We start from the raw sequence: 12327 nt of genomic DNA on the forward strand, positions 1-12327 counted from the left end.
CATGGCGAGGGCCCGGGCACGGATCACGGCGCTCCTCCTGGCGATCGGCGTACTCGCCGGTGCCACGATCAGCTGGCCAGGGCTCACCGCCACACCCGCGTACGCCGCTCCGGTCGCGTACCAGGCCCCCACCGACCTCTGCACCACGGAGGAATGGCAAGCCGACTTCCGCGCCTGCGTCGCCAAGCTCCACCAGGTCGCGGAGAGCGAAGCGACCTGCCTGAACCCACCGACACCGACGGCACCGGACTCCGGCATCGCCGGCTGGTTCGCGTCCCGGCCCGAAGCCTCCAAGCTCGCCGGCCCCAAGGGCTACTACAGCGACTACGGATACGCCGGCTACAGCTACACCACCTACAAGATCGAAACCGGCTGCGCGACCACGCTGCTGCACCCTGACTACAAGTTCACCAACACCATCGCCAACGGGGAATTCATGATCGCCACGGCGATCATCGGTGCCTCGAACGCGTTGCGGGAACGCGCCTGGGATCCGGGGACGATGTGGGGCTGGGCGGATCCGCTTGTGGACCAGGCCACGAAGGCGATCTACCAGAAGGTGTTCAGCGTCTTCGGCATCATCACGCTCTGCGTGGTCGGCCTCTACCTGCTCTGGCGCTCACGCCAGAGCGACATGAGCAGCGCGATGACCACGGCGGGATGGGCGCTCGTGGTGATGGTGGCGGTCACGGCGCTGGCCGCCTGGCCGGTCAAGTCCGCGAACCTGGCCGACGGTGCACTCATCTCCACCCTCGGCGTCGTACATGACGCTGTCGGGCCGGCATCCAAGGACGTGCCGCCCGATCGCTGCGCCATGCCGAACCCGGATGCCTGCACCGACAAGCGCCCCCCTGCGGTGAGGGCGAGCGACACCGCCACGGAGGGCATGCTCTACCGGAACTGGCTGCGCGGCGTGCTCGGCTCGGCCGACAGCGAGACCGCCCGCAAGTACGGCGCGGCGCTCTACGACGCCAAGTCGCTGTCGTGGGGTGAGGCGGAGAGGATTCGAAGTAATCCCGAGCTTCGCGAAGCCACTATCAACGCGAAGAAGCAGCAGTGGATGACGGTGGCGGCGCAGATCGAACGAGAGGATCCGGAGGCGTACGAGTACCTGCAAGGTGTGCGGGACATGGACCGGGTCGGCGCGGGTTTCATCGCGGTGCTGGCCGCGCTGCTCTTCGCGATGTTCGACCTGACCGCCTCGCTGCTCGTTTTGCTCGGCTTCCTGATCTTCCGGTGGGCGGTGATCGCCGCACCGATCCTGGGCACCATCGGCCTGCTCCGACCGGCCAGCGCCGGTCTGCGCCGGCTGGGCAACGCGGTGGTGGCCGCCCTCTTCAACATCGCCATCTTCGGAACCGGTGCGGCGATCTACCTCTTCGCGGTGGACCTCATCATGAGCACGCCCACCCTGCCCGGCTGGCTCCAGGTGGTGCTTGTCTGGCTGTGTGGTGTGGTCGGCTGGCTGCTGTTGCGCCCGTATCGGCGGATCACCCAGCTCGGCGGCAAGGACAGCAGCGAGGCGGTCAGCTCGGCCGGCTCGTGGCATCGGCGGTTCTTCCGCGACATGCGTACGGCGGCCCGGCTCGACGTCGCCGAACCGGGCGGCACCACCGAGCCCGCCATGGGACGGCGCCGCACTGTGATGGTGGAACAGCCGAAGGTGCGGCCGGAGGCGCGCCCGGACCCGGTTCCCAGCGGCGCACCTCCCGCCGGCGAACGTTCGGAAAGCCGCGGAGCCAGCGACGACCGAGGCAAGGGCGAGGAACAGCCGCGTCCCGAGAAGCAGCCGGTCGCACCCCGGCCCAGGCGTCGGCAGCCCGCCACCTGGACGGAGCCGGATGTACCCGAGGAGAACCCGTCCTTCGCCATCTACCGTCCGGGTTCGGCTGAACGGACACCCGAGAAGCCAGCACCCCGGATCCGCTCCGAGGCTCGGTGACCGCAGTGCGGCGGGTCATCGAATTCCTGGTCACTCGGCTGCTGCGCTCCCGACTAGGGGTCGCCCTCGGCATTGCCGTACTGGTGCTCGGCGTGGTCGGTGCGGCCCGGCTGGTCGCCGGTCCTGCTGACCCGACGACCGGTTTGAGCAACCGGCCGTCTGAGCCGATCACCACGGTGCATCCGACCGCGGGCGACGACGGTGCGATCTCGACCACCACCACTCCGACCCCGGTGACCAGCCCTGGCGAGGCGAAACCGGAACAGGTCGCGAAACGTTTCGTGGTGGCCTGGCTCGGCGGATCGGGCCTGACCGCCGAGGACTGGCACGAGGGTCTCCGTCCGCTCTCCACTGCCACCCTGATGGACAAGCTCGCTGGTGCCGATCCGGCCGGCGTTCCGGCGGGTGAGATGACGGAGGAAGTGACCATCCGGCCGCGGAGCGAGACCTTCGTGGAGGCACTGATCGCGCTCGACAGCGGACGCCTCCGACTCGAACTGGTAGCGCCGCAGGGGCGGTGGCTGGTGGACGCCGTGGACTGGGAGCGGTCATGACCGATGCGAATCCTTCCCGCCGCCGACCGGTGCGGATCGGCGCGTTGGCCGCCGCGCTCACCGCGACGCTGGCGTTCCTGTGCTGCACCGGGGGTGCCGGTGCCTTCTTCCTTACCGAGTTGGGCGGCGACGCGGCCGAACAGATCACGCCGGCGAGCCTGGAGTGCACCGGAGACTTCACGGTCGAAGTGACCGGCAAGATGCCCCGGATCCCGCAGTACGGGGAACGCCAACTCCGCAACGCCGCAGTGATCATCAAGATCGGCCAGGACATGAAGGTGCCGGCCCGTGGCTGGGTGATCGCGGTGGCGACCGCCATGCAGGAGTCACGGCTGCTCAACCTGGCCAACCGCACGGTCGCCGAGTCTCAGGACATCCCGCACGAGGGCGTCGGCGCCGACCACGACTCGGTAGGGCTGTTCCAGCAACGCGCGTCGTGGGGCACCGTCGCGCAACGGATGAATCCCGAGTACGCCTCTCGGAAGTTCTACGAGAAGCTGGTGGACCTGCCCGACTGGCAGAAGCTCCCGCTCACCGTGGCCGCCCAACGCGTGCAGATCAGCGCCTTTCCCGACGCGTACGCCAAGCACGAGGAACTCGCCGCCCGGATCGTCGACGCATTGGCCGGTGGCGCGGCCCGGACCGCCCTGATCGCCGGGCAGGAGGTGTGTGACGCGGCCGCGTCGGGTGAAATCGCCGCCTCCGGCTGGACCGCCCCGATTCCGGGTGGCGTCGGTTCCGGTTTCCGCACGGCGAGCCGGCCCGGTCACAACGGGGTCGACATCGCAGCCCCGAAGGGCACCCTCATCCGGGTCGCGGCCACCGGTCGGGTCCTGGTCTCCCGCTGCGACCCGGACTGGCGAGGCAGGCTCAGCTGCGACGTGGACGGTTGGCCGAACAAGGGTGGCTGCGGTTGGTTCGTCGATGTCCTGCACGCCCAGGGCATCGTCACCCGCTACTGCCACATGGTGAGTCGTCCTCGGGTCGCTGCAGGCGAGACCGTGGAGGCTGGTCAGGTGATCGGCGAGGTGGGCAGCAGTGGCAACTCGTCCGGACCGCACCTGCACTTCGAGGTGCACACCGATGGCGACCGCAGCAGCCGCAGCGCCATCGACCCAGTGCCGTTCATGCGGTCGAAGGGTGCTCCGCTCAAGGGCGCGGAGTAGCCTTTCTGCGTCATGAGCGAGCCACTACCGGACCCGTTCGCCGATCAGCCGGACTGGGCACCGCAACCGCCCCGACCCGTGGAGATCGTTCCGGCGGCCGGCCGAGTGGACCTGCGCGGACAACGGGTGCTGGTCGGGCTGCCCGGCCTCGGCTGGCGAGGTGACCTGCGGGCCGACGAGAAGGTGGTGCAGAACAGCCGCACCTACGTGCCTGTCATACCCGAACACGAGTGGTATCGCGCCGAGTCCGACCAGGTGGAGGTCTTCGCTCCGCTGGTGCCCATCGAACGGGTCTGGGTCGAGACGATCGGCTCAGCGCCCAGCAAGCCGACTGTGGATGGCGGGGGCCTGCGGCTCGTCTCGCTGGATGCGCCGGCACACCGGCCGCCGACACCGGTCTTCGAGGCGGACTCGGTGGTCGGTCGCCGGGTGGTTCACATGGTCGGCGGCGTTGAGCAGCGCGACCTGCGCGCGGTCACCGAGACCTACTCGGGTGCCGAGGGCGACATCTGCGTACGGGTCGCGCCGGAGGTGGAGTGGTACCGCTGGGCCTGGCGCGGCCAACCACCAACCACGTTGGAGGTTCCTGTGCATATGCTGTGGCTGGAATAGCGACAGGTGTAGAGCCTAGTCCTTCCGCCCCGCGGAGCAGATGCGCCAATCGTCACTCAGTTGTAGCCCGAAGCTCCATGACTGACGGTCCGTCTGACGAACACCATCGACATGAGCTGCAAAAACCAGGTCTAATCGCACTTCGGCAGAGTTGCCATTGACAGCCGCCTGAAGCTCTTCCCAACTAACTAGCATTGTGGTCTCGAATCGCTCCTCGCGCGCCTGCAGGTCGCTCCGAAGCAACCGCAGTTGATCGAGGTCCGCGCTGCCTTCACAGGCGAATAGGGTCGCGCGAACATCGTTTTGGTCCACGAGGAACGCCCGTAGATAGCTGTCCACCACCACTACCGGAGAGTTGCGGTCGGGAGTGGTGGCGCGGTCGTAGACGAGGTAGCCGACGACGCCACCGCCCAGACACATCGCCGCGAGCACTCCGGCGACCACCGCCAGCACCGTACGGACCCGCCGACGTGGTCGCTGTGGTGCTGGCGCGACGGTGGGCGGTGCCAGATCCTCTGGCGGGGTCCGTTGCGCCGGTACGCGGGAGACCTGGGAACCGGCGGGGGGCGGCACTGATTCCACCCCCTGAGGCTATCGGCTGGAGGCTGTGGACCCAATGCCCCAGATTCAGCAGATCGTGACGGACCCCTGCCGACCGGTGAGATTCACGACAACACCGACGCAGTACCGGCACACGTCCCAGAGGTCCGGCGGTCGCTGGGATACCGTCGTCTCTGCTCGGCCGGGTGGGTGCCGACCTCGGGCGGGAGGAGGTGAACGCGGTGGGCGGTCCGAAGGTACGGGCCCTGCGTGCCGCCGCGTTGCACCGTCGGGCCGCCGCGACGGTCGCGGCCGCGGCCACCAGTCTTGACGACACCCGCCCAGCCCCGGCGGACCAGCGCCGCCAGTACGCGCTGGCCGAACGGTTGCGTACCGCTGCCGCCGTACTCGCACCGGATTGGGCGGGCAACGCGCTGGACGGTATCGAGTCGACGACCCGTGCCGGGGAAGCTCCGCCGCCCTTCGTCCGGGTCGGCACCGCCGCGCCGTTGGACGATGCCCGCTTTCCCGCCCTGGTTCCGCTGCTCGGCACCGGCCACCTGACGGTGGACACCGACGCGCAGGATCCCCGGGTGGCCGGCATGCTGCGGGGGTTGATGCTGCGGCTGGTGGCCGCGACGCCGGCCGGGACGCTGCTGGTACGGGCGGTGGATCCGACCGGTGACGTGCTGGCGCCGTTCGGAGCGCTCGGTGATGCCGGGCTGCTGTCGCCGCCGGCCCGGGATGTCGCGGGGCTGCGTGCCCTGCTCGACGAGGCGGAGCGGTGGGTGACGCCGGGCTCGACCGGGCCGCGTCGACATGACCGGATGCTGCTGCTGGTGCTCGCCGGGCTACCCGAGCGCACCGGAAACGATGAGCTGGCCCGGATCGAGTCCCTGGCCGAGCAGGGGCCGGCCGCCGGATTGCACCTGGTGGTGGCGGGGTGGCCGACTGTGGACCATGCTCCGCTGCCCCGGGCCACGGCACTGGCGATGCGCACCGGGTATGCGTTGCTGGGCGACGCGCCCGGTGCCGCCTTCGCCGCAGCCGGTTCCGAAGGCGGGTTGAACTCGCCGGTGTTCGTCGAGCCGGACCCACAGGCGGGGCTGGTGGAGGAGGTGTGTCGGCGGCTCGCCGCGCAGGTCGAGGCCGGCACCCGGCTGTCCCTGGCGAGCCTGCTGCCCTCGACTGAGGACGAGTTGTGGCAGGCGGACGCGACCGAGGGGATGAGCACCACGGTCGGTGACGCCGGTGGTCGAGCGGTGTCGCTCGGCTTCACCGAGTTGACGCCACACTGGCTGGTCAGTGGCCGGTCGCGGGCCTGCCGGTCGACGTTTTTGACCACCGCGCTGCTCGGTCTCACCGCCCGGTACGGCCCGGACGAGTTGTCGTTGTACCTGGCCGATCTCGGCGAGGGCGAGTCGTTCGCCGAGTTCCTTCAGACCGAGCGCGACAGGTCCTGGGTTCCGCAGGTACGGGCGGCGGCGATGGCCGCCGATCGGGAGTACCTGCTCGACCTGTTCGACCAGTTGACTGCCGAGGTCCAGCGGCGGGCCGAGGCTTCCGCCCGCGCGGGCGGGCAGCGGTTCGCGGAGTTGCGCCAGCATCAGCGGCTGCCCCGCATCGTGTGCGTGGTGGACAATCTGCCTCTGCTGTTCGCCGAACGGGATCGGCTGACCGTCGACGCCGCCGCCCGGCTGGACACCTTGACCAGGACCGGTCGGCTGCACGGCGTGCACCTGGTCCTCGCCGGTGAGGCCGATCTGGGCCTGGGCGTACGCACTGAGGGCGGGCAGCGGGATTCGCTGCTCGGCCAGTTCCCGGTCCGGGTGGCGTTGCCCGGAGGCGGAGCGGTGCTGGAGCCGACGAACGATTCGGCGGCCGGGCTCCCGGCGGGCAGCGCGGTCGTCAACACCGCCGGTGGTCTGGGTGGGCCGCGGGGTGCGATTCGCGGACACGAGCGGATGATCCGGTTCCCTGATCCGCAGGACGAACCGGAGGTCGTGGAGGGGCTACGGCACCGGCTCTGGTCGGCCCGTACGGAGGGTGCCGTCCCGCCGGTGGTCTTCGCCGGCTACGCCCGTCCGCAGTTGGGCAACGATCCTCGCTACCGGTCGGCCCTTGCCGGGCGGTCGTTGGCACCGGCGGCGCTGTTGGGGCGGGCGGTGGATGTCGCGCGGACCACCGCAGCGGTGCCGTTCGGGCCGGCCGCCGGCCGGAATCTCGCGGTGCTGGGTCCTCGGCCCGACGGCAGCCGGCTGCTGTCCGTGGCCGCCCGCAGTACGGCAGCTCACCATCCGCCGGGAACGGCGCGCTTCGTGATCGCCGTACCGGATGTCGAGGCCCGGCCGGTGGCCGACGCGCTGGCCACCGAGTTGGCCGCACGGCATCCGGTCGAGACGGTCGACCTGGCCGGGTTGGTGGCCGTGCTGGACGACGGAGCGCCGGCCTACCTGGTGGTGTTCGGGCTGGATGTGGCGCCTGCGGAGGACCTGCCGCCGGCTCGACTGCGGATGTTGCTGCGCGAGGGCCCGCCGGCCGGGCAGCATCTGCTGGGCTGGTGGCGTACGGTGCCGTCGTTCGCGGCGCTGATCGCTGCCGAGGAGACGGTCGACAAGCTGACCGCCGTGGCGGTGGCGGGTGTGCCGGGTGCTCAGCTCACGCCGGTCTTCGGCCGGCCGGTGGAGTGGCGGCCGCGCCCCGATCGGGTGGTGCTCTGGGACGGCCCGGATGAGCAGGGGGTCGTGCTGGTGCCGTACGACGTGCCGGAGGGCGGGCAGCAGGCATGACGATCAGCCAGGCGGGGACCACGCCCGTGCGTCCCGGTCGACAGCGGACAGCCGCGGCACCGACGCCCGAGGAGTCGCTGCCGACGGCGTGGGCGGAATATCTGGCCGCCGCCCGCCAACTCGACGGGGTACGCCGCGACGCGGCGACCGCCGCGAGCGAGCAGGCGCGCACCGTCCAAGCGGCCCGGGAGGAACTGGTCACGGTACGCACCCGCCTGGCGGCCCAGGAGGCGCGCCTGTGTGAGCTGGGCGTACCGCCGATCTCGCTGGCGCCGACCCCGCCGGAACTGTCGGAGGCGACCCGGTCGATGTCCGGTGGCCCGGCGGCGGTGCTCGCCTCGTTGCGGGAGGCCCGGCGGTGGGCGTACGGGGTCGACGACATCCTCGCCGCGCGTGGCCTGTCGCGGGTGGCGCACTTGTCGCCTCGCCCGCGCAACCTGCTGGTCTACGGTCCGTTGGGGCTGCTGGTCCCGCTGCTGCTGATCGCGATCTACCTGGCCGCCGGTACCGGTCCGGTGACCATCCTGGCCCTGGTGGTGGGGCTGCCGGGCCCGGCGGTCGCCTTCGGGGCGGGGTGGCTGGCGGTGGGGCGGCTGTTTCCGTCCCAGCCCGGGGAGCGGGTCGACCGGACTCCCCGGTTCGGTGCCCTGGCCTGCCTGATTCCGGCGGTGGTCGCCACCGCCGGAATCGTCCTGGCCATGCTGGCCACCTGACCGGCCGCCACCGCCCGCAGAGCAGCGACGGCCGATCAGCGGCGAAAGCCGATCAGCGAAGAACGCCAGTCAGCGGAGGAAGCCGGTCAGCGGGGATGGATGAGCGCCATCGCCTCGGCACGGGACTTGGCGTCCCGCTGGAGCGTGCCACGCACCGCCGAGGTGATCGTCTTGGCACCGGACTTCTGGATGCCGCGCATGGCCATGCACATGTGCTCGCATTCGAGTACGACCACCACCCCGCGCGGTGCGAGCCGGTCCATCAGCAGGTCCGCGATCTGCGAGGTGAGCCGTTCCTGCACCTGCGGCCGGCGGGCGTAGACCTCGACCAGTCGGGCCAGCTTGGACAGGCCGGTGATCCGCCCGTCCGGGCCGGGGATGTAGCCGATGTGGGCGCTGCCCCGGAACGGCAGGAGGTGGTGCTCGCAGAGGCTCATCACGTCGATGTCCCGGACCAGCACGAGTTCCTCGTGGTTGGCCTCGAAGGTGGTGGTGAGCACGGTGGCCGGGTCGACCCGCAGGCCGGCGAAGAGTTCGGCGTAGGCGCGGGCCACCCGGGCCGGGGTCTGCTGGAGCCCATCCCGGTCGGGGTTCTCGCCGACCGCGATGAGGATCTCGCGGACCGCCTTCTCGATGCGGGCGAGGTCGACGATCTCCTCGACCGGTCGGCCGGTCAGCCGGCCGTTGACCAGCCGTGCGGCGATGTAGTCGAGGGTGTCGTCGGGTTCGGTTGAGGAGGCGGCCAGCCCCCGCTGCGGGGGGCTGGCCGCTGGGTCGTTGGTGCTCAGTGCGGGCCATCCGAGTTGTTGGAGTTCGGGCTGCCGACGGTGGCCTGTGCCCCGTCGGCCTCGGCCTGCACCTTGAGCGCCTCCTTCTCGGCCGGGGTGAGTACCGGCGGCTCGGTGGAGGGCTGACGCTTGCCGAAGCCGTTGTACGGCGCCATCGGCGGCCGCTTGACCACGCGGGCGCAGATCCGGGCCATGTCGGCGGTGGAGAGGGTTTCCTTCTCCATGAGTTCGAGGACGATGTTGTCCAGCACGTCCCGGTACTCGACCAGGATCTCCCAGGCCTCGTCGTGGGCCAGTTCGATAAGTGCCCGCATCTCGCCGTCGATCTCGGCGGCGACGGCGTCGGAGTAGTCCCGCTCGTGGCCCATGTTGCGGCCGAGGAACGGCTCGTCGCCGCTGGTGCCGTACTTGATCGCACCGAGCTTGGAGCTCATGCCGTACTGGGTGATCATCGCCCGGGCCAGTGCGGTGGCCTTCTCGATGTCGTTGCCGGCACCCGTGGTGGGCTCGTGGAAGACGAGTTCCTCGGCGGCCCGCCCGCCCAGCGCGTACGCCAGGGTGTCGATCATTTCGGCGCGGGTCTGGGTGTACTTGTCCTCCGTGGGCAGCACCAGGGTGTGGCCCAGGGAGCGACCACGCGACAGGATCGTCACCTTGTGCACCGGCGCGGCGTGCGGCAGCGCCCAGGCGACAAGCGCGTGCCCGCCCTCGTGGTACGCGGTGATCTTCTTCTCCTGGTCGCTCATCACCCGGGTACGACGCTGCGGGCCGGCGATGACCCGGTCGATCGACTCCTCGAGCGACTCGTTGCTGATCGCCCGCTGGTCCTTCCGCGCCGTCAGCAGGGCCGCCTCGTTGATCACGTTGGCCAGGTCGGCGCCGCTGAAGCCCGGCGTCCGCTTGGCGACCGAGTCGAGGTCGACGTCCGGCGTGAACGGCTTGCCCTTGGCGTGCACCCGCAGGATGGCCTTGCGACCCTCCATGTCGGGGGCGTCGACCGGGATCTGCCGGTCGAACCGACCCGGGCGCAGCAGCGCGGGGTCGAGGATGTCCGGCCGGTTGGTGGCGGCGATCAGGATGACCCCGCCCTTGACGTCGAAGCCGTCCATCTCGACGAGCAGCTGGTTGAGGGTCTGCTCGCGCTCGTCGTGACCGCCGCCCATGCCGGCACCACGGTGCCGACCGACGGCGTCGATCTCGTCGACGAACACGATCGCCGGGGCGTTCGCCTTGGCCTGCTCGAACAGGTCGCGGACCCGGCTGGCACCGACACCGACGAACATCTCCACGAAGTCGGAACCGGAGATCGAGTAGAACGGCACCCCGGCCTCACCGGCGACCGCCCGGGCGAGCAGCGTCTTACCGGTACCGGGCGGGCCGAACAGCAGTACGCCCTTCGGGATCTTCGCGCCGAGCGCCTGGTACTTGCCCGGGTTCTGCAGGAAGTCCTTGATCTCGTGCAGTTCCTCGACGGCTTCCTCGGCCCCGGCCACGTCGGCGAAGGTGGTCTTCGGCGTGTCCTTGGTGATCATCTTCGCCTTGGACTTGCCGAAGTTGAGCACCCGGGAGCCGCCGCCCTGCATCTGCGACATGAAGAACAGCAGCAGCAGCACGAGCAGCACGATGGGCAGCAGGTTGACAAGCAGGCTGACCCAGATGCTGTCGGACGACACCTCGGTGTCGGCCGGCCCGGTGACCCGGTTGTTGGCCTTGGCGTCGAGGACCTGGTTCCAGACCTCGTTGCCGACCTCGTACGGGAACTGGGCCTCGATCAGCTTGGTGGTGGTCTTGCCGAACTCGGCCTCCTGGGCGAGCTCGAGTTGGATCGTCTGTTCCTTGTCCTGGAACACGACCTTCTCGATGCCGCCCTTGTTGAGCTGGTCGAGCGCGACTGAGGTGTCCACCCGGTGGTAGCTGGGACCAGAGGTGAACAACTGACTGAGCACAACGGCGCCGAGGATGACCAGGATGACCCAGAACACCGGTCGGCGGAAGAAACGCGTACGTTCCATGCTTTTGTCGAGCGCCGAGACGCCCGCATCCTCCTGATCGACGTCCTGACCGACTGTTGGGTGTCGCCGCCGGGGCGGCTGCCGTAGCCGCCATGCGGGCCGGCCTCGACCCCGGGGCGCGAAATTGCCGCGCCACGGTCATTCGACGGTACACCGTGCGAGACGGATGTGAGCTGGCGAGCCCAGCACTTACGCGCACGGCGAACCGGGAGTCGACCGGCATGGTCGGGAGCGGAGTCCCCACCACCGTGCTCCACGGTAGCCAAATCACCTGAAAGCCCGCTGTATGTCAGACGGGTCGATTCGGCCGGGTGCGGGGTCAGCTGCGGGCGTACACCTCGGGCTTGAGGACGCCGACGTACGGCAACTCGCGGTACCGCTCGCCGAAGTCGAGGCCGTACCCGACGACGAACTCGGTCGGGATGTCGAAGCCGACGTACTTGACCGGCACCGTCACCTTTACCGCGTCCGGCTTGCGGAACAGGGCGACCACCTCGACGCTCGCCGCTGACCGGGATTCCAGGTAGCGCAGCAACCAGGAGAGGGTCAGCCCGGAGTCGACGATGTCCTCCACCACGACGACGTGCCGGCCGGCGATGTCCCGGTCGAGGTCCTTGAGGATGCGCACCACTCCGGAGGAGGTGGTGCCCTGCCCGTACGAGGAGATGGCCATGAAGTCCAGCTCCGCAGGCGGACCCTGGCGGCCCAGGGCCCGGGCGAAGTCGGCCATGAACATGACCGCCCCCTTGAGCACACAGACGAGCAGCAGCCCGTCGGTGACGTGGGCGTAGTCCGCGGAGACCTGCTTGGCCAGTTCCGCGGTCTTCTCGCGAATCTGCGCCTCGGAAATGATCACGTGGTCGATGTCGGCGTCGTACCAGGAGCCGTCAGCCATGCCACTAGCCTGCCGTACGCCCTGGGTGGGCCGTCGGCGGGGCCGCCCCTTTCGTGGGGCGGCCCCGGCCAGGTTTTCCGACGAAGCCGACCAATCATCCCAGCGGGGACCGGATCACCACCGGCGGCCACCGTCGGAGGGCTTCCAGTCGGCCGAGTCCCTGCTGTCGGCGGTCAGGCCGGCGGCCGAGGCGGAGGTGAGGACGACGAGGAGGAACAGCACGAATAGGAACTCCATGGCGGCGCTCACTTTCACAGGGTTTCTGGTGTTTTGTCGCCGCCGGTGCGCACCGACTGATATGAGTCTGCGCTTCGCG

General features: G+C 69.9%; 11 protein-coding genes. 6 read left to right on the plus strand and 5 right to left on the minus strand.

Features of this window, described 5'->3' with window-relative positions; translation table 11 throughout:
* The first annotated feature begins 1 nt into the window (after nt 1).
* Genes EG812_RS09865 through EG812_RS09880 form a run of 4 tightly spaced genes read left to right on the plus strand, consistent with a single transcriptional unit; the run spans nt 2 to nt 4274 of the window.
* On the plus strand, nt 2-1942 hold the full coding sequence (locus EG812_RS09865) for an MFS transporter (RefSeq protein WP_126711375.1): 1941 nt from the start codon (nt 2-4) through the stop codon (nt 1940-1942).
* The gene (locus EG812_RS09870) at nt 1939-2496 is read left to right on the plus strand and encodes a hypothetical protein (RefSeq protein ID WP_102655986.1); all 558 of its coding nucleotides are present in this window, start codon (nt 1939-1941) and stop codon (nt 2494-2496) included. The genes EG812_RS09865 and EG812_RS09870 overlap by 4 nt, the downstream gene beginning before the upstream one ends.
* Nucleotides 2493-3662, plus strand: coding sequence for a M23 family metallopeptidase (locus EG812_RS09875; RefSeq protein ID WP_126711376.1), 1170 nt, complete (start codon nt 2493-2495; stop codon nt 3660-3662). Before EG812_RS09870 ends, EG812_RS09875 begins: the two co-directional genes overlap by 4 nt.
* A gap of 12 nt (nt 3663-3674) precedes the next feature.
* On the plus strand, nt 3675-4274 hold the full coding sequence (locus EG812_RS09880; protein WP_013736283.1) for a hypothetical protein: 600 nt from the start codon (nt 3675-3677) through the stop codon (nt 4272-4274).
* 15 nt (nt 4275-4289) lie between these two features.
* Here the strand turns inward: EG812_RS09880 and EG812_RS09885 are convergent, their stop codons facing one another.
* Nucleotides 4290-4856 carry a hypothetical protein gene (locus EG812_RS09885; RefSeq protein WP_502697180.1) on the minus strand — a complete coding sequence of 189 codons (567 nt, stop codon included), beginning with the start codon at nt 4854-4856 and terminating at the stop codon, nt 4290-4292.
* A 191-nt stretch (nt 4857-5047) separates the two neighbouring features.
* Here EG812_RS09885 and EG812_RS09890 point away from each other — a divergent pair, with 191 nt between their 5' ends.
* Both EG812_RS09890 and EG812_RS09895 read left to right on the plus strand, forming a co-directional pair.
* Nucleotides 5048-7603 (plus strand): FtsK/SpoIIIE domain-containing protein, encoded by a 2556-nt coding sequence (locus EG812_RS09890; protein WP_126711471.1) that lies wholly within the window; start codon nt 5048-5050, stop codon nt 7601-7603.
* Nucleotides 7600-8316 (plus strand): hypothetical protein, encoded by a 717-nt coding sequence (locus tag EG812_RS09895; RefSeq protein ID WP_126711377.1) that lies wholly within the window; start codon nt 7600-7602, stop codon nt 8314-8316. The genes EG812_RS09890 and EG812_RS09895 overlap by 4 nt, the downstream gene beginning before the upstream one ends.
* Before the next feature lie 86 nt (nt 8317-8402).
* Here EG812_RS09895 and folE read toward each other — a convergent pair whose 3' ends face one another.
* The 4 genes from folE to EG812_RS29935 all read right to left on the minus strand — a co-directional run bounded on the left by folE (nt 8403) and on the right by EG812_RS29935 (nt 12260).
* The gene (folE, locus tag EG812_RS09900; protein WP_043722182.1) at nt 8403-9062 is read right to left on the minus strand and encodes a GTP cyclohydrolase I FolE; all 660 of its coding nucleotides are present in this window, start codon (nt 9060-9062) and stop codon (nt 8403-8405) included.
* A 38-nt stretch (nt 9063-9100) separates the two neighbouring features.
* Nucleotides 9101-11116 carry an ATP-dependent zinc metalloprotease FtsH gene (gene ftsH / locus EG812_RS09905; RefSeq protein WP_013736288.1) on the minus strand — a complete coding sequence of 672 codons (2016 nt, stop codon included), beginning with the start codon at nt 11114-11116 and terminating at the stop codon, nt 9101-9103.
* A gap of 319 nt (nt 11117-11435) precedes the next feature.
* Nucleotides 11436-12011 (minus strand): hypoxanthine phosphoribosyltransferase, encoded by a 576-nt coding sequence (gene hpt, locus EG812_RS09910; RefSeq protein ID WP_013736289.1) that lies wholly within the window; start codon nt 12009-12011, stop codon nt 11436-11438.
* Nucleotides 12012-12125: 114 nt separating this feature from the next.
* Nucleotides 12126-12260 carry a hypothetical protein gene (locus EG812_RS29935; RefSeq protein WP_269764264.1) on the minus strand — a complete coding sequence of 45 codons (135 nt, stop codon included), beginning with the start codon at nt 12258-12260 and terminating at the stop codon, nt 12126-12128.
* Nucleotides 12261-12327 lie beyond the last annotated feature (67 nt).

It is taken from the genome of Verrucosispora sp. FIM060022, from assembly GCF_003977705.1.
In the GTDB taxonomy this organism is placed as follows: Bacteria; Actinomycetota; Actinomycetes; order Mycobacteriales; family Micromonosporaceae; genus Micromonospora; species Micromonospora gifhornensis.